This window comes from Agrobacterium sp. CFBP 3001, from assembly GCF_027871605.1.
Classification (GTDB): Bacteria; Pseudomonadota; Alphaproteobacteria; order Rhizobiales; family Rhizobiaceae; genus Agrobacterium; species Agrobacterium leguminum.
Map to the genome: position 1 here is coordinate 1 of NZ_JAQAHD010000012.1, position 16,418 is coordinate 16,418.

The following is a 16,418-nucleotide window of genomic DNA, read 5'->3' on the forward strand; positions in this document are numbered from 1 at the left end:
GACCCGGGCTCATCCACGGGATCAATGTCCCCAGGGGGGATCGGTCTTCCATCCGCCACCGCACAAGCGACAATAGCACAGCGCGGCGAAATCAAGTTACAAGGGGGCAAGGGTGGTGAGATACGGCAGCGGTGCCCCCTCATCCGACCCTTCGGGCCACCTTCTCCCCGGCGGGGAGAAGAAACGCCCGGCAATGCCGGGCGTCCTTAATCCACTCAGAGCAACTTAGCGGTTGCGGCCGCGATGGCCGTTGCCGGAAGCGCGTTTTTCCTGGCCGTTGCCGCCGGCAGGGGCGTGGCGGTTGGCACCGCTGCCGCCGGGCTTGCGGGCCGGGCGACGGTGCTTGCGCGGGCCGGCCGGGCGGCCTGCATCGCCTTCAGCCTGCTTGACGCGCTTGAAGTCGGAGGTGACTTCCAGATCGTTGTCCGCGTCGCGCGGAGCATGGTGGCGCGACGGGCGGGATTCGCCGTTGTGACGGCCACCTTCGCGGGGACCGCGCTGATGGCCGCCATTGTTGTTGCGGCCGCCGCGGTTGTTGTTGGGGCGCGTCGGGCTGGCAAGACCGGCCGGGCGTTCGCCGGAGGCAACCGGAATATCGATCTTCATCAGCTTTTCGATGTCGTGCAGCAGGCGGGTTTCGTCCGGGGCGCAAAACGCAATGGCGATGCCGTCGCGACCGGCGCGGGCGGTACGGCCGATGCGGTGAACATAGGCGTCCGGCACTTCCGGCAGGTCATAGTTGAAGACGTGGGTGACGGCCGGAATGTCGATGCCGCGGGCAGCGACGTCGGTTGCCACCAGCACCTTGATCTCGCCATCCTTGAAGCCCTTGAGAGCGCGCTCGCGCTGGCCCTGGCTCTTGTTGCCGTGGATGGAGGCGACCTTGAAGCCGATATGTTCGAGATGCTTGTAGAGCTTCTCGGCGCCGTGCTTGGTGCGCAGGAACACGATGGCGCGGCCATCCGGGTTTTCGTTGAGCGACTTCTTCAGAAGCTCGGTCTTGTCGTTCTTGCCGGCGACGAAGTGAACATATTGCTCCACCTTGTCGGCTGCCTTGCCGGGCGGGGTCACTTCCACCTTGAGCGGATCGGTCAGGTAGCTGTGGGCGAGATCGGCGATCGCCTTCGGCATGGTGGCCGAGAAGAGCAGCGTCTGGCGCTTGGCCGGCACCATCTTCGAAATCTTGCGCAGATCGTGGATGAAGCCGAGATCGAGCATCTGGTCCGCTTCATCGAGCACCAGATAGGTGACCTTGGAGAGCGAGATGGCGTTGCGGGCGATGAGATCCAGCAGGCGGCCGGGGGTCGCCACCAGAATATCCGTGCCCTTTTCGAGCTGGAGCTGCTGCTTGTTGATCGATGCGCCGCCAACCACCTGGTTGATGCGCAGCGGCGTCTTCTTCACGAAGGAGCGCAGGTTTTCGCCGATCTGGTTCACCAGCTCGCGGGTGGGGGCGAGGATGAGCGTGCGGCAGGTGCGGTTTGCCGGGCGGTCCGCCTGCTTCATCAGCATTTCGATGATGGGCAGGCCGAAAGCGGCGGTCTTGCCGGTGCCGGTCTGTGCGAGGCCGATCAGGTCACGGCCTTCGAGCAGCAGCGGAATGGCCTTTGCCTGAATGGGAGTAGGGGTCGTATAGCCAAGCTGGGTAACGCTGGCCACGATCTTTTCGGAGAGGCCGAGTTCGCTAAAACTGGTCAATATAATGCCTTTCGGGGCGCCAAAAACCAATCGTCCGGAACAGGGCTGCTGTCCGGCGGTTTCGGCGTCAAGAACCCCGCGTGAATTGGGAACTTGTGGGTTGGAATAACTTTCTGCGCATCAGTGCGGCACATGCCGTCTTCTGTATTCTTTGCGCTTTTCCTTCATGCGGGCCAGATTCCTTATTTTAAGGACGTCTTTCCGGTCATATGCTGCAGCTCACGCGGCTGCCGAAGGTGAAAGCTTGAGGGCCATGTGGGCGTTTTGTGCGTCAAAGTCAAGCGATAGTTTTGTAACGCCGCCGCTGGAGGGCGCATGGCAGCCATGCGTGGGGTAGCCGGCGATTGCCGGGACGGCGAAGAATTATGGTTAAAAAAGGGTAACGACACCGTCGGATACATAGCAAAGATCGATTTTCTCACATAACGTTTTTTGCGACGGCGTCCGGAAATATTTGATTCGACAGAAATGGACTGCAAGGTGTGGAGTATCGATTGACCGAAGGCTGCGGGTTGCTGGAAAAGGCTTGCAGGGCCGTTGCCGCCCTGGACCTGCCCGCGTGCATCAAGGACAGCGAACTTCGCTATATCGCGGTCAATTCCGCCTATGCCCGGATCATGGGGCGCCCGCCCGGGGCATTCAAGGGACACACCAGCCTTTCCCTTTCCGCCGATATTCGCGATGCCGAGCGTGAGGACAGGGAGCGCCGCTCGCTGGTCTTCGCCACGGATGAGATAATTGCCTGCCATGGTGGGGGCGCGTCCGGGCCATACACGCTTCGCTGCGAACGTTTCACCGGTGACGACGGCAATCTGTTCCTGTTCGAAGCGTTCGAGGATATGCCGTCCGCCACCGCGGAGGTTTTTCCGCAAGCCGACAGCGCTTCGGAGCTGCTGTTCGGCAGCGGCGTGATCGATCTCGTCGATGCGGGTATCGTGATTTATGACCGCGAAAACCGGCTGGTCTACTGCAATACCCGCTTCAGGGAATTCTATAGCGCGCTCGGTGTCGACCTGAAGGCCGGCGTTCCGCTCGAGACGCTGATGAGGGCGATTTATTTTTCGAGCGGCTACCGCGATGCGAAGGCCGGCGATCCGGCGTTCGAAGGGTGGATGCAGGAGCAACTGCGGGATTTTTCCCTGCCCTATCTCGAAAGGGTGGAGCAGTTTGCCGATGGCCGCTGGGTGCGCATGGTCAACAAGCGGCTGGAAAACGGCATGCTGGTGGGACTGCGGGTGGATGTCACCGAGTTCAAGGCGCATGAGACGCTTCTGAGCACGCAGATCCGCGAGACCTGGCTTCTGCGCGCCGCGCTTGAGCAATTGCCGGTCGGCGTTTTCCTGAGGGATCAGGACAGGCGCCTGACCTTTGCCAATGCGGCCTATGAGAAATTTCTGGGCGGCAGCCTCGCCGACCATATCGGCAAGACCGAATGCGAGATGTTTCCGGAGGATGGCCCGCAGTTCCAGCGGGAAAACGAGCATATTCTGCGAACCGGGGAAGCCATTGAAAAGACCGGAAGCGTTCCGCTTGCGGATGGCGGCATCATTCCCGTCATCACAAGGCTCGGCCGGGTCGCGACGCCGGATGACGACTATTATCTGGTGGGCTCGGTCACCGATGCCAGCCTGTTGCAGGACCGGGAAAAGGCGCTGATCGCCGCGCAGGCCGAGGCTGAGGCGCTGCACCGCCAGCTTGAAGCGGTTCTGCATGCCCTGCCGGTGGGCGTGCTGCTGCTCAGCGCCGATCTCGTCATCGAATATGTCAATCCGTTCTTTTATGAGGTCTGGGGCGAGATCGGCGGCGAGAAGTCGCTTGTCGGCAAAAGTTATCGCGAATTCATGGAGATGAATTTCGACAGCGGCCTTTATGACTATGGCGACAGGCCTTTCGATGAGGTCTATGGCGAGCGGGTGCAGCGGCTTCTGAAGGAGGAGGTCTTTGCGCCCCGCGAGGTGCGCAGCAAAAGCGGCAAGGTCACGGTGATTTCGAAAACCCGGCTCGAAGGCGGGAAAATCCTCAGCACCTATGCCGACGTCACCGATGTGCGCATGCGCGATGTTGAGATCAGCAAGGCGAAGGCCGAACTGGAGCGGGTCGGCGAATATATGCAGGGCGCCACGCGCGCCATGGCGCAGGGGCTGGTGCTGGTCGAGCAGGGCACGATCATCATGTCCAACGAGGCGATGGCGCGCATGTTCGACGTGCCGCCGCATCTTCTGGAAAAGGGCTGCAACTGGTCGGGGTTCTTCGCCCATTGCGCCGGGCGCGGCGATTTCGGCACTGCCGGGGAGGCTGCGGAGACGCTGCGCGCCTGGAGGGAGAATATCGCCGCCAACCGACCGTTTTCCTGGCTCATCCATGTCGCCGGCAAAAGCTGGCTCAATCTGGAGGCCACCAACAGTTCCGGCAATTACTGGCTCATCATCGTCACCGATGTGACCGAGATGAAGCTGCGTGAAGAGGAATTGCAGCGGCTGCTATCGCGTGCTGAAGCGGCGGATCGGGCCAAATCGGAATTCCTGGCCAATATGAGCCATGAAATCCGCACGCCGATGAACGGCGTTCTCGGCATGGCGGAGCTTCTGGCCAAGTCCAATCTCGATACGCGCCAGAAGACCTTTACCGATATCATCGTCAAATCCGGCAATGCGCTTCTGACGATCATCAACGACATTCTCGATTTCTCGAAGATCGAGGCCGGGCAGATGAGGCTGCGCAGCGTGCCCTTCGATCCGGCGGAGGCGGTCGAGGATGTGGTGTCGCTGCTGTCCTCGGCGGCGCTGGAAAAGGACATAGAGCTGATCGTTCGGATCGATGCTTCTGTCTTCGGCAAGGTCATCGGCGATGCCGGCCGCTTTCGGCAGATCGTCACCAATATCGTTGGAAACGCCGTCAAGTTCACCGAAATGGGGCATGTGCTGGTCGAGCTTTCGGCGCGTTCGGCGGAAGCCTCCGAGGCCATCCTGTCACTGCGCGTCGAAGACAGCGGCATCGGCATTCCGGCCGACAAGCTCGAAACCATCTTCGACAAGTTCAGCCAGGTCGACGGTTCCGCCACGCGTCGGCACGAGGGAACGGGGCTGGGGCTGGCGATCACGGTCGGTCTGGTCGGCCTGTTCGACGGCACGATCAAGGTCGTCAGCGATGTCGGCAGGGGATCGACCTTCGAGGTCAATATTCCGTTTCAGGTGACCGAGAGACAGCGCGACCTCCCGCTTCTTTCCGTGGCGATCGAAGATATCCGCGTGCTCGTCATCGACGATAACGACGTCAATCGCCGCATATTGACGGAGCAGTTGCGCAGTTGGGGCATAGATGGCCACGCGGTGGAGGATGGGCCTTCCGGCATCGCCGTGCTTGAGGAGGCGGCGTCGCTCGGTTTTTCCATCGACGCCATCGTTCTCGATTATCATATGCCTGTCATGAACGGGCTGGATGTGGTGGAGCGGATCCGGGCGGATGCGCGCTTTGACGACATCGCCATTGTTTTCCTGACCTCCATGGATGTCGTCGGCGACGAGACGCTGTTCACCGATCTCAATGTGCAGGCGCATCTGATGAAGCCGGCGCGGGCGCGGCTCCTGCGCTCCACCCTGTTCGACGTGGTGCGGGATGTGCGGCTGAAACGCGCCCGGCAAGCTCCGGTCCCGCGTGAAGGTCTCGGTGATGGCGCCGTCCGGCCGGAAAAAGGCTCCGCCGAAAGAAAGCAGCGCGATGCCGCATCGACGGCGGTGCTGGCGCGGCATCGGCCCAGCCTTGTCGATGTGCTGGTGGCCGAGGACAATGACGTCAATCAGATTGTCTTCACCCAGATATTGCAGCAGGCGGGTCTGCGCTTTCTGATCGTCGGCAATGGCAAGAAAGCCGTGCAGGCGTGGCAGGAGAACAATCCCGCCATCATCCTGATGGATGTTTCGATGCCGGTCATGAACGGACATCAGGCGACGCAGGCCATCCGCGCCGCGGAACGGACCGCCGCCGACGGCCGGCATGTGCCGATCATCGGCGTTACCGCCCATACGCAGGAGGCGGACCGGGAACTATGCCTGCAGGCAGGCATGGATGATTATCTGTCGAAGCCCATCAGCCCGGAAACGCTCGAAGACAAGATCGCGCAATGGCTGGGCGAAAACATGCCGCGCCGCGACGTGCCGGGCGTGTGACTTTTCGACCGAAACACTGCTCTGCTTCGCGTCAGCCGAAGGGTTTGGTCCCGCAGAGCATTTCCCGCTTTCCGGCAAAACCTTTCCGGCGCTCCAGCTCAAAACCGGCGGCGATGAGGTTGCGGCGAACGAAGCCGGCGGCGGCATAGGTGGCGAATGTGCCGCCAGGCACCGTCTTTGCGAGAAGCGCCTGCATGATTTCCAGCGACCACATGTCCGGATTGCGCGCGGGTGCGAAGCCATCGAGAAACCAGGCGTCGAAACTTTCCTCGCTTGCGGAAATGCCGGCGAGCGCCTCGCCGCAAACCACCGTCAGCTGCGTTTCGTCATCGAGCTGAATTTCGACCCGTCCTTTCGGCTCGGCGGGCCAGAGGGCGGTGAGCGCCTTGCGTTCGGCATCCACTTCCGGCCAGCGGGAAAGCGCCCGGTCGATTTCCTCCGCCTTCATCGGGTAGAGTTCGAAGGAGATGAAATGCAGTGTGGAGCGGCCGTTGCGCATCTCTTTCCACTGGCGCCATGTTTCGCAGAGGTTAAGCCCGGTGCCGAAGCCTAGTTCGCCGATGCGGAAGGCGCCCTTCCGTTCGAGCCAACGCTCTGGCAGACCGTTTCCGGAGAGGAAGACATGGCCACATTCCAGCCTGCCGTCCGTCTGACAATAAAAATGGTCGTCAAAGGCCAGTGAATAGGGCATATCCCCGTCACGCCAGTCGAGCGCGGTGGGGGTTTCCCCGGCCGGTGAACCGGCCGCTGCGCCGGTCTGTGTGATATTTTCGTTGGAATGTTTCATGGCTAAAGCCGATAATCCCGCTTTCGAACAGGGTCAATCTCCAAGATTGCCGGCTTCCGTGCCGCTTCTCATCGTCGGCGGCGGCATCATGGGGCTGTGGGCCGCCGTCAAGGCGGAGCGGCTCGGCATCGATACATTGCTGGTGGAGGCGGATCGCCCCGGCGGCGGCGGCAGCGGCGGGCTGCTGGGCGCGTTGATGCCGCATATGCCGGACCGCTGGTCGGACAAGAAACAGTTCCAGTTCGATGCCCTCGTTGCGCTGGAAAAAGAGATTGCCTTGCTGGAGGCGGAGACCGGGCTTTCCGCCGGCTACCGTCGCTCCGGCCGTATCATTCCGCTGCCGAGGCCGCATCTGCGCGCCATTGCCGAACGGCACGAACGGGATGCGCTGGAGAACTGGGTGTCGGGCGAGCGCCGGTTCCATTGGCATGTCGGCGACAGGCCTTCAGTCGCGGGCTGGGTGGATGATGCGGCGGGTGAGGCGGGTTTCGTGTTCGATACGCTGGCGGCGCGGGTTTCGCCACGTGCGATGATCGCCCTTCTTTCGGCTTTTCTCGGCAAGGCGCGGCATGTGCGGCTGGCGGAAGGTTGCCGCGTTCTTTCGCTCGACGCGGATGCCGGGCGGGCGGTGCTGTCGTCGGGCGATGAGGTTTCTTTCGGCCATGTCATCGTCGCCAACGGCCATGGTTCCTTCCCCCTGATCCGCGATGCCCTCGGTCTGGAGGCCGGTGTGACGCTGGGGCAGGCGGTGAAGGGGCAGGCAGCACTTCTCGACGCGGCAGCCGACCCGGCGATGCCGGTCGTGTTCCTGAACGGTCTTTATATCGTGCCGCATGAGGATGGCACGGTTGCGATCGGCAGTACCAGCGAAGATTGTTTTTCCGATCCCTTCAGTACCGATGAAAAGCTCGAAAAACTGCTTGCCGATGCGTCTGCCGTTGTTCCCTCGCTCATCCGCGCGCCGGTGCTGGAACGCTGGGCCGGGCTGCGCCCGAAGGCGGTGGGGAGGGACCCGATGGTGGGCACGATCCCCGGTCATCCGAAGCTCGTTGCGCTGACCGGCGGCTTCAAGGTCAGCTTCGGGCTCGCGCATTTTCTCGCCGATGCGGCGTTGCAGACCGTGTGCGGTCACACGCCTGTCATCCCCTCGGGCTTTCGCCTTCAACAACACGTGAGTATTGCCGCTGCGGACTTTAGAAAGTTCTGATCAGGCCGCCCACGTCGTTAATCTGTCACGCAAATCACTTATTTGCTGGCCTGCAACGAGGCCGGTTTGTCCGCATTTGCGGCGAGGTGACAGTGCATGCGATACGCCATTCATTTCACGCCTTCCCCCAATGACCCCCTGACGCAGGCGGCTGCCGCGTGGTTGGGGCGCGATGCCTATTCCGGTCAGGCGGTGGAGCCGCCGGGCATGATCGATCTCGGCATGCAGGAGATTTCCTACCATACGGCCCTGCCGCGCCGTTACGGTTTCCATGGCACGATCAAGGCCCCCTTCCGTCTTGCGGAGGGGCATTCCGAGGCCGCGCTTCTGCGTGACCTGATGTATTTTTCCGGCAGGCAGGAGCCCTTCACACTGCCGCAACTGGTGGTGGCAAGGCAGGAGAATGTCTTCAGCCTCGTTCCCGAGCGCCCCTGCGAAGTGCTGCATTTCTTTGCCGCCCGCGTGGTGCAGGAATTCGACCGTTACCGGGCGCCGCTCTCCGACGCGGAAATCGAGCGGGCGGATCCGGACCGGCTTTCGGCCTCGCAGCTCACCAATCTGCATCGCTGGGGCAGCCCGCATGTGATGGACGAGTTCCGGTTCCAGATGTCGCTGACGGGCGGTGTGGAAGCTTCCAGCAGCCAGAGGATAGAGCGGGCCGTGCGCAAGGTTTTCGAGCCGCTGCTGACCCGATCCCTGCAGTTTTCCAGCCTTGCGCTTTTCATCGAGGATGAACCGGGCGCGCCTTTCCGGGTACATTCGCTTCACCCCATGGGCCGTGTTTCCGCCCGAAAGATCGCCTGAAGGGCACGTCGGCGCAATCGTATACAAAAAAGCATCGGAATGTCGGCAAGATTGATCTCGACATTCCGGATGCGGATGCTACCGTTCGGATATCGCATATCTGAAGTGTCTGTTGCGCCCCTTCCGGGTCATCGCGCTTCGGAGATCTGTTTTATGTCTCCCGAAATCGGTTTCCGCCTTGGGAGAGATGTTCTGGGTGGCTGCATGATTTCCGAAAATTACTCCCGCAATCTGGTGGGCTATGGCCGCAATGTTCCCGATCCGAAATGGCCGGGCGGTGCGCGCATCGCCGTGCAATTCGTCATCAATTACGAGGAGGGCGGCGAGAGCTGCATTCTCGACAATGACAAGGCTTCGGAATCGCTGCTGTCGGAAATCGTCGGCGCCCAGCCCTGGCCCGGCCAGCGCAACCTGAACATGGAATCGATCTACGAATATGGCTCGCGCGCCGGCTTCTGGCGGCTGTGGCGCATGTTCACCGGTCTCGGCGTCACCACCACCGTGTATGGCGTGACCGCCGCCATGGCCCGCAACCCGGAAGCCGTTGCGGCGATGAAGGAAGCGGGCTGGGAAATCGCAAGCCACGGTTACCGCTGGCTGGAATATAAGGATTTTTCCGAAGAAGAAGAGCGCAAGCACATAGTCGAAGCCGTGCGTCTGCACACGGAGGTTACCGGCGAGCGTCCTTACGGCATGTATCAGGGCAAGCCTTCGGACAATACGCTGCGCCTTGTCATGGAAGAGGGCGGTTTCCTCTATTCGTCGGATTCCTATGCCGACGATTTGCCCTATTGGGTCAAGGGTGCGAAGCACGAGCCTTTCCTGATCATTCCCTATACGCTCGAAACCAACGATATGCGTTTCGCCACGCCGCAGGGCTTCAATTCCGGCGACCAGTTCTTCACCTATCTGAAGGATGCTTTCGATGTGCTTTATCAGGAAGGCGTCGAGGGCGCGCCGAAGATGATGAGCGTTGGCCTGCATTGCCGTCTTGTCGGCCGCCCCGGCCGCGCGGCGGCACTTCGCCGTTTCATCGAATATGTGCTCGGGCATGAGAAAGTGTGGATCCCGCAGCGCATCGAGATTGCCCGTCACTGGCATGAACATCATAAGCCGGAGGTGCTTTGATGGTGACGCGTGAGGACTTTGTCACCCGCTTTGGCGGCGTGTTCGAACATTCGCCCTTCATCGCCGAACGGGCCTATGATGCTGGCGGAGCCGGCCTGGAACTGACGGCGAAGGCGGTTCACGCCGCGCTTAGCGCGCAGTTTCGCGCGGCTTCCGAGGCGGAAAGGCTCGGCGTGTTGCGGGCGCATCCCGATCTTGCCGGCAAGCTGGCGATTGCGGGCGAGTTGACGGCCGACAGCCGTAACGAACAGGCCGGTGCGGGGCTGGACCGGCTTACCTCTGAAGAGCACGCCCGTTTTACCGAATTGAACGGCGCCTATACCGAAAAATTCGGCTTTCCTTTCATCATCGCGGTCAAGGGGCTGAACAGGCATGATATTCTAGCTGCCTTCGAGACGCGCATCGGCAACGGTGCAGCCGAAGAATTTGAGACGGCGACGGCGCAGGTGGAGAAGATCGCCTGGCTGCGCCTTTCCGCGATGTTGCCGGAAGGCTGAATTGGCGAGTGGTGGCCGTTCTGCTAGAATCGCGCTGTCTGGAGATGAAGATCATGAGACCTTCCGAGGTGCTGGAAAAGAACAGGGAAGCGATCCGCGAAGCGACGAAACGCTTCAACGCGGCAAACCCGCGCGTGTTCGGCTCCGTCGCCCGTGGCGAGGACCGGCCGGACAGCGATCTCGACATTCTGGTGGATGCGCTGCCGGGTACGACATTGTTCGATCTCGGCGGTTTGCTGGAGGAATTGAAGGCGCTGCTTGGTGTGGAGGTCGACGTCGTCACCTCGGGCGGCCTGCATTCGGATATACGGGCGCGCGTTTTGAAGGAAGCCAAAGCGGTATGAGCACGGATCGGCTTCTGCTCTATCTGAAGGAGATGGATGTTGCCGCCTCCAGAATACGGGATTTCATTCAGGATATGGATGAGGCCGCTTTTTCTTCCGACACGCGGACGCAGATGGCGGTCATGATGGCCCTTGCCCTGATTGGCGAGGCGGTCGCCAAGCTCGACAGGCATTACCCCGCATTTTTACAGCAGCACCCGGAAATTCCCTGGATCAAGATGAAGGGTATGCGCAATCTGATCGTGCATGATTATTTCCGGGCGGAGCTCTCGGTCGTCTGGAAAACGATAACGCAGAGCATTCCGGATTTGCAGGCGCGTCTCTCCCTCCTCCGAAACTGGCATGCCCAAGGTGAATGACATTTGACTGATTTTCTCGACATAAAACCTCTCACCAAAGAGGCTTTTGCATCCTTCGGCGATGTGATCGAAACGACACCCTCTTCCATGCGGCATATCAATGGCGGCCAGACCGAGCGGCATCATGCGCTTGCAGCGCCTGAGGCTGCGGGTGAGGGTGCGCGTGTCATCCTCAATATTTTCCGCGGGCAGCCGCGCGCCTTTCCGCATCAAATCGAGATGATGGAACGGCATCCGCTTGGCAGCCAGAGTTTTTCGCCGCTTTCCGGCCGACCCTTCCTCGTGGTCGTCGCCGATGACGACGGCGGCCGGCCCGGCCGGCCGCAGGTGTTTCTGGCGCGGGGCGATCAGGGCGTGAATTACCGCCGCAATGTCTGGCACTATCCGCTGATGCCGTTGCAGGCGGTTTCGGATTTTCTGGTTGCCGACCGTGATGGGCCGGGTAACAATCTGGAAGAGTATTTTTTCGACAAGCCCTATATGATCGCGGAGCCCAAGCCATGACCGGTTTGACCACCCATGTCCTCGATGCCGCCCATGGCACGCCCGCAGAAGGACTGACGATCGAGCTCTACCGGCTCTCCGGCGATTGCCGCGAGAAGCTGAAGACAGTGAAGACCAATAGCGACGGCCGTGTCGATGGCGGGCCTCTGCTCGTCGGCGACAGTTTCAGGGCCGGGGAATATGAGCTGGTTTTCCATGCCGGCGATTATCTGCGCGGCAAGGGTGTTGTGCTGCCGGAGCCGGCCTTTCTCGATATTATCCCGATCCGCTTCGGCATTGCCGATGAGAGCGGCCATTACCATGTGCCGCTTCTGCTTTCGCCCTATAGCTATTCCACCTATCGAGGAAGCTGATTGCCATGATCTTTGCCGCGATTGCCGATATTCATGGAAACTGCGCCGCGCTTGAAGCCGTGCTGGAGGATATCGCGAGGCTTGGCATCAAGGACATCGTCAATCTCGGCGATTGTTTCAGCGGCCCGCTGGAAGCGGGGTTTACCGGCGATGTGCTTGTTGGCAACTGGATTCCCAGCATTCGCGGCAATCATGACCGGGAACTGATCGACCGCGCGCCGGAGGAGATGGGGAGCTGGGAGAGGCCGGCGCATGCGCAGCTGAGCGCCGCCCATCTGGACTGGCTGCAAACCCTGCCGTTCAGCATGGTGTTCAAGGATGTCGCCTATTGCTGCCATGGTTCGCCGCGTGACGATCTGGAATATTGGCTGGAAACGCTGTCGCCGGACGGCGTTCTGAAATTGCGGCCGCTGGCCGAAATCGAAGCCATGGCGGAAGGCATCACCCAGCCGCTGATGCTGTGTGGCCATACCCATATTCCCCGCACCGTGCAGCTTTCCGACGGCCGGCTGATCGTCAATCCCGGCAGCGTCGGCTGCCCCGGCTGGAAGGACGACACGCCGTTCGACCATCACGTCGAGGCCGGCCACCCGCTTGCCACCTATGCCGTGCTGGAAGAGACCGGGCGCGGCTGGCAGGTCTATTTCCGCAACATCCGTTACGACAATATGGCCATGGCCGAGATGGCGAAGGTCAACGGCATGTCGCATCTGGCCGAAGCCTTGGCCGGTGGCTGGCTCAAGCGCTGATCCTCACCCCTCGCTGATCATCACCACGCAGGAATAAGATTGCGCCTTCAGTTCCTTGCAGGCGGAAACCGCCGAAGACTGGTCTTCGAAGCCGGTGAAACGGGCGCGGTAGAGGGTTGCCGATCCGCTTTGCACGGCTTCTGTGTAGGGGGCGATCCCAGCATAATTTCCGGCGATGTTGGAGCGGGCATTGGCGAGCAGCGAGCGGGCGGCGGCTTCGCTGTCGGTGGCGGCGATCTGCACTTCCCAGCGGCTTCTCTGGCCGGCGGAGACGGCAGCGGGGGCCGGCCGCGGGATGGCCGAAACCTGCATCATGTCGGCCATCTGGTTATTCGCCGTGGCGATCTGCATGGCGACCGGATCCTGGCGGCGTTCGGCGAACATCGGCAATGGTACGGAAGCGGGGGGTACGGAAGCGGTGGGCGCGGCTGCGGGCGTCACAGCAAAGGTGCGGCTGACATTGGCGCTGGCGACGAGCTGTTCGGTGTTGCGGCTTCTCGATGCCTGCGGCACGGCCTTGTCGAGAAGGGCGGCCATCTGCGCATCGCGGCTGCGCGCGGTCTTGCCGCCCAGCACGACGCCGACGACGCGGCGACCATTGTGATTGACGGCGCTGACGAGGTTAAAGCCGGAAGCATTGGTATAACCGGTCTTGATGCCGTCCATGCCCTGATAGCGATACATCAGATTGTTATGACCGCGAATGCGTTTTCCACGGAAGCTGAAGGATTCCATGGCGAAGAGGCCGTATTCCTTGGGAAAGTCGCGCTGCAGCGCAAGGCCGAGCCTGGCCATGTCACGCGCCGTCGTCACCTGCGATTTGCTGGGCAGGCCGGAAGCGTTGCGGAACACCGTTTTCGTCATGCCGAGCTGGCGGGCCTTGCGGGTCATCATCTCGGCGAACCTTGCCTCGGAGCCGCCGAGATGATCGCCCATGCCTTCCGCCATGTCGTTGGCGGATTTGACGATCATGCCGTAGACCGCCTCGCGCACGGTGAAGGTCTGCCCCTGGCGCACATAAAGCTTCGAGGGGATGACGGCTGCGCCGTTCTTGGACATCTTTATCTTCTGGTCCCAGCGAAGCCGGCCGGAATGCAGCGCCTCGAAGGTCATGTAAAGCGTCATCATCTTGGTGAGCGAAGCGGGGTAGTTCAGCACATCGGCATTGCGCGCGGCCAGAACCTTGCCGGTATTGGCGTCCATGATGAAATGGGCGTAACCGGCCTGCGCAGGCGATGCCTGCAATGAGAGGATCGCGCAAAAGAAGGCGAGTGCGAAGACCCATGCGCCCGCCATTCCCCGTTTGATCGTTCCCGACATAATTCACCCCTTTTGTTCGTCCGCCGCGATGAGCGAAGTTTTACTGACACTTTCCGGCAACAAAACCGCTAAAACTTTAGAGATCGCTTTCATGCTTAATTAAGTATGAATTTCAAGCCGGCGGCAGGCCTCACAATTTCCTTGAAAAGAAACCAACCGTCCGGTATGTTCTGAGACATGAAAAATGCACATGAACGGAAAAAGCAGCCTGAGATCGTTCGCCGCAGTCTTCTCGATTGCGCGGCGAAACTCGCTGCCGAGCAGGGTGTTGCAGCACTTTCCGTGCAGGCGGTGGCGGATGCCGCCGGGGTGACGAAGGGCGGGTTGTTTCATCATTTTCCCTCCAAGCAGGCGCTGCTGGAAGCGGTGATGACTGACCTTCTGGCGGCTCTGGACGCTGAGATCGATGACCTCGTCTCACAGGATTGTGAAGCTTTTGGGAGCTTCACAAGGGCCTATGTGAACGCGGTTTTCTCGGATCGGGGCAGGGATTCGGGCAGGCAATGGGCAGCGATCTCGGTTTCCATGGTCGGTGAACCGTCGCTTCGGCGCATGTGGAACAGCTGGATTGAGGGACGTCTTGCCCGTCATAAAGAAACGGATGACGGGGTGGTACTGGAGATGGTGCGGCTTGCGGCTGACGGCATCTGGTTTGCCGATCTACTGGCCGACGATGGCAAAGCGGGTGGCGACAGGGCGGCTCTGAGGGCCCGGATGATCGCCCAGACGAAAAAGGAAGTGGAACGATGAACGCGGCTGTTTTGACCTATGGGGCGCTTGTCGCGGCCATCGTCTGTGAGGTCATCGCAACTTCCTTTCTGCAGCAGTCGCAGCAATTCACCCGGCTTTTGCCGACGGTGCTGATGGCGCTGTTTTACGGTGCGGCCTTTTATCTGCTGTCGTTCACGCTGCGGGCGCTGCCTGTCGGCGTAGCCTATGCCATCTGGAGCGGGCTCGGCATCGTGCTGATTTCCGGCATCGGCTATTTCGTGTTCCGCCAGGCGCTGGATATCGCCGCCGTTGTCGGCCTCGGGTTTATCGTGACGGGGGTGGTGATCGTGAACGTGTTTTCGAAGACGGTGGGGCATTGAGGGGCTGGGTGGTCTAGCGCGAAGGCGATACCGACCGCCGTCATCCCGGCCTTGAGCCGGGATCCAGCGCGATCAAGTCTTTGATCGCGAGAGACTCTTTCGCGGCGCAGACGCGCCGCGGCTTGATGCCGGATCTAGTCCGGCATGACGGTAGAGAGGTCTGCGAGCTCTCGTTGCCATGCCGGAAGTTCTGCCCTTCTGATATCACGCCAGAATGCTGCGATCCACATCCGTAATCAGCCTTTTGCCGCAAAGCGCCATGCTGACATCCATTTCCTTGCGGATGATCTCCAGCGCCGTCGTCACGCCCTGTTTGCCATCGGCACCGAGGCCATAGAGGAAGGGACGGCCGATATAGGTGCCTTTGGCGCCGAGCGCCACGGCCTTCAGCACATCCTGACCGGAGCGGATGCCGCCATCCATATGCACCTCAACCTTGTCATCAACTGCGTCGACGATTTTCGGCAGCATGGCGATGGAGGAGTGCGCACCGTCGAGCTGGCGGCCGCCATGGTTGGAGACGATGATGGCGTCGGCGCCGGTATCGAGCGAGGCGCGGGCATCTTCCTCATCAAGGATGCCCTTGAGGATAAGCTTGCCGCCCCAACGTTGCTTGATCCATTCGACATCCTTCCACGACAGGCGCGAATCGAATTGCTCCGCCGTCCAGGAGGAGAGCGATGACAGGTCGGAGACGTTTTTGGCGTGGCCGACGATATTGCCGAAGCTGCGGCGCTTGGTGCGGGCCATGTCCAGGCACCATTTCGGCCGGGTCGCCATCTGCCAGATATGTTTCGGGGTGAATTTCGGCGGTGCGGAGAGGCCGTTGCGCAAATCCTTGTGGCGCTGGCCGAGAATTTGCAGGTCGAGTGTCAGCACCAGTGCGGAGCAGCCGGCGGCCTTGGCGCGGTCGATGAGATTGTTGACGAAATCCCGGTCCTTCATCACGTAAAGCTGGAACCAGAAGGGTTTTGAGGTGACGGAGGCGACATCCTCGATGGAGCAGATGCTCATGGTGGAGAGTGTGAAGGGCACGCCGAATTCTTCGGCTGCTTTGGCGGCCAGCATTTCGCCATCGGCATGCTGCATACCCGTTAGCCCGGTGGGGGAGAGCGCCACCGGCATCGAAACCTTCTGGCCGATCATTTCTGTGGCCAGCGAACGATCGGTCATATCCACCAGCACGCGCTGGCGCAGCTTTATCTTGGAAAAATCATCCTCATTGGCGCGGTAGGTGCTTTCCGTCCATGCGCCGCTATCGGCATAGTCGAAAAACATTTTTGGCACACGGCGCTGAGCCTGTTGCTTCAGGTCCGCTATGGTGAGGATTTTGCCCATGGATAAAGCCTTCACATTTGAATGATGGCTTCACATAACATGAATGGGACGCCTGCAACATCAAAATCGACGG

16 protein-coding genes are annotated in these 16,418 nt (G+C 60.9%); 12 read left to right on the forward strand and 4 right to left on the reverse strand.

Annotation, left to right across the window (positions count from 1 at the left end; all coding sequences use genetic code 11):
- Window positions 1–225: 225 nt before the first annotated feature.
- A complete protein-coding gene (locus PH605_RS15765; RefSeq protein ID WP_035261393.1) occupies window positions 226–1,698 on the reverse strand; it encodes a DEAD/DEAH box helicase in 1,473 nt (490 codons plus the stop codon).
- 494 nt (window positions 1,699–2,192) lie between these two features.
- Between PH605_RS15765 and PH605_RS15770 the strand changes: the two genes are divergently transcribed.
- Window positions 2,193–5,864 (forward strand): response regulator, encoded by a 3,672-nt coding sequence (locus tag PH605_RS15770; protein WP_161987916.1) that lies wholly within the window; start codon window positions 2,193–2,195, stop codon window positions 5,862–5,864.
- 31 nt (window positions 5,865–5,895) lie between these two features.
- On the opposite strand, the gene mnmD is transcribed toward PH605_RS15770, so the two are convergent.
- Complete coding sequence (gene mnmD, locus PH605_RS15775) at window positions 5,896–6,651, reverse strand: tRNA (5-methylaminomethyl-2-thiouridine)(34)-methyltransferase MnmD (protein ID WP_142845402.1); 756 nt, start codon at window positions 6,649–6,651, stop codon at window positions 5,896–5,898.
- Here mnmD and PH605_RS15780 point away from each other — a divergent pair.
- The 9 genes from PH605_RS15780 to PH605_RS15820 all read left to right on the forward strand — a co-directional run bounded on the left by PH605_RS15780 (window position 6,650) and on the right by PH605_RS15820 (window position 12,596).
- Window positions 6,650–7,858 carry an NAD(P)/FAD-dependent oxidoreductase gene (locus PH605_RS15780; protein ID WP_142845403.1) on the forward strand — a complete coding sequence of 403 codons (1,209 nt, stop codon included), beginning with the start codon at window positions 6,650–6,652 and terminating at the stop codon, window positions 7,856–7,858. The two genes, mnmD and PH605_RS15780, sit on opposite strands and share 2 nt — an antisense overlap.
- Window positions 7,859–7,954: 96 nt before the next feature.
- Window positions 7,955–8,662, forward strand: a complete 708-nt coding sequence (locus tag PH605_RS15785) for a DUF1045 domain-containing protein (protein ID WP_003524263.1) — start codon at window positions 7,955–7,957, stop codon at window positions 8,660–8,662.
- Window positions 8,663–8,866: 204 nt separating this feature from the next.
- Complete coding sequence (gene puuE / locus PH605_RS15790) at window positions 8,867–9,790, forward strand: allantoinase PuuE (protein ID WP_142845470.1); 924 nt, start codon at window positions 8,867–8,869, stop codon at window positions 9,788–9,790.
- Window positions 9,790–10,287, forward strand: coding sequence for a 2-oxo-4-hydroxy-4-carboxy-5-ureidoimidazoline decarboxylase (uraD, locus tag PH605_RS15795; RefSeq protein ID WP_142845404.1), 498 nt, complete (start codon window positions 9,790–9,792; stop codon window positions 10,285–10,287). The genes puuE and uraD overlap by 1 nt, the downstream gene beginning before the upstream one ends.
- A gap of 53 nt (window positions 10,288–10,340) precedes the next feature.
- Entirely contained in the window at window positions 10,341–10,631 is a 291-nt protein-coding gene (locus tag PH605_RS15800; protein ID WP_035220685.1) for a nucleotidyltransferase family protein, read from the forward strand.
- On the forward strand, window positions 10,628–10,990 hold the full coding sequence (locus PH605_RS15805; RefSeq protein WP_065655051.1) for a HepT-like ribonuclease domain-containing protein: 363 nt from the start codon (window positions 10,628–10,630) through the stop codon (window positions 10,988–10,990). Before PH605_RS15800 ends, PH605_RS15805 begins: the two co-directional genes overlap by 4 nt.
- A gap of 3 nt (window positions 10,991–10,993) precedes the next feature.
- Window positions 10,994–11,494, forward strand: coding sequence for an ureidoglycolate lyase (locus PH605_RS15810; protein WP_078051730.1), 501 nt, complete (start codon window positions 10,994–10,996; stop codon window positions 11,492–11,494).
- The gene (uraH, locus tag PH605_RS15815) at window positions 11,491–11,847 is read left to right on the forward strand and encodes a hydroxyisourate hydrolase (protein WP_065655049.1); all 357 of its coding nucleotides are present in this window, start codon (window positions 11,491–11,493) and stop codon (window positions 11,845–11,847) included. Before PH605_RS15810 ends, uraH begins: the two co-directional genes overlap by 4 nt.
- A 5-nt stretch (window positions 11,848–11,852) precedes the next feature.
- Complete coding sequence (locus PH605_RS15820; RefSeq protein ID WP_080856667.1) at window positions 11,853–12,596, forward strand: metallophosphoesterase family protein; 744 nt, start codon at window positions 11,853–11,855, stop codon at window positions 12,594–12,596.
- Between the two features lie 3 nt (window positions 12,597–12,599).
- Here PH605_RS15820 and PH605_RS15825 read toward each other — a convergent pair whose 3' ends face one another.
- Entirely contained in the window at window positions 12,600–13,892 is a 1,293-nt protein-coding gene (locus tag PH605_RS15825) for a D-alanyl-D-alanine carboxypeptidase family protein (RefSeq protein ID WP_161987924.1), read from the reverse strand.
- Between the two features lie 201 nt (window positions 13,893–14,093).
- Between PH605_RS15825 and PH605_RS15830 the strand changes: the two genes are divergently transcribed.
- Complete coding sequence (locus tag PH605_RS15830) at window positions 14,094–14,666, forward strand: TetR/AcrR family transcriptional regulator (RefSeq protein WP_142845406.1); 573 nt, start codon at window positions 14,094–14,096, stop codon at window positions 14,664–14,666.
- Window positions 14,663–15,007, forward strand: coding sequence for a DMT family transporter (locus tag PH605_RS15835; RefSeq protein ID WP_065655045.1), 345 nt, complete (start codon window positions 14,663–14,665; stop codon window positions 15,005–15,007). Before PH605_RS15830 ends, PH605_RS15835 begins: the two co-directional genes overlap by 4 nt.
- Before the next feature lie 204 nt (window positions 15,008–15,211).
- On the opposite strand, the gene PH605_RS15840 is transcribed toward PH605_RS15835, so the two are convergent.
- Window positions 15,212–16,345, reverse strand: a complete 1,134-nt coding sequence (locus tag PH605_RS15840; RefSeq protein ID WP_161987917.1) for an alpha-hydroxy acid oxidase — start codon at window positions 16,343–16,345, stop codon at window positions 15,212–15,214.
- Window positions 16,346–16,418 lie beyond the last annotated feature (73 nt).

Coding starts and splice junctions, on each gene's coding strand:
- PH605_RS15780 (WP_142845403.1), top strand. CDS start 6,650: ATGGCTAAAGCCGATAATCCCGCTTTCGAACAGGGTCAATCTCCAAGA.
- mnmD (WP_142845402.1), bottom strand. CDS start 6,651: ATGAAACATTCCAACGAAAATATCACACAGACCGGCGCAGCGGCCGGT.
- PH605_RS15785 (WP_003524263.1), top strand. CDS start 7,955: ATGCGATACGCCATTCATTTCACGCCTTCCCCCAATGACCCCCTGACG.
- puuE (WP_142845470.1), top strand. CDS start 8,867: ATGATTTCCGAAAATTACTCCCGCAATCTGGTGGGCTATGGCCGCAAT.
- uraD (WP_142845404.1), top strand. CDS start 9,790: ATGGTGACGCGTGAGGACTTTGTCACCCGCTTTGGCGGCGTGTTCGAA.
- PH605_RS15800 (WP_035220685.1), top strand. CDS start 10,341: ATGAGACCTTCCGAGGTGCTGGAAAAGAACAGGGAAGCGATCCGCGAA.
- PH605_RS15805 (WP_065655051.1), top strand. CDS start 10,628: ATGAGCACGGATCGGCTTCTGCTCTATCTGAAGGAGATGGATGTTGCC.
- uraH (WP_065655049.1), top strand. CDS start 11,491: ATGACCGGTTTGACCACCCATGTCCTCGATGCCGCCCATGGCACGCCC.
- PH605_RS15820 (WP_080856667.1), top strand. CDS start 11,853: ATGATCTTTGCCGCGATTGCCGATATTCATGGAAACTGCGCCGCGCTT.
- PH605_RS15825 (WP_161987924.1), bottom strand. CDS start 13,892: ATGGCGGGCGCATGGGTCTTCGCACTCGCCTTCTTTTGCGCGATCCTC.
- PH605_RS15830 (WP_142845406.1), top strand. CDS start 14,094: ATGAAAAATGCACATGAACGGAAAAAGCAGCCTGAGATCGTTCGCCGC.
- PH605_RS15835 (WP_065655045.1), top strand. CDS start 14,663: ATGAACGCGGCTGTTTTGACCTATGGGGCGCTTGTCGCGGCCATCGTC.
- PH605_RS15840 (WP_161987917.1), bottom strand. CDS start 16,345: ATGGGCAAAATCCTCACCATAGCGGACCTGAAGCAACAGGCTCAGCGC.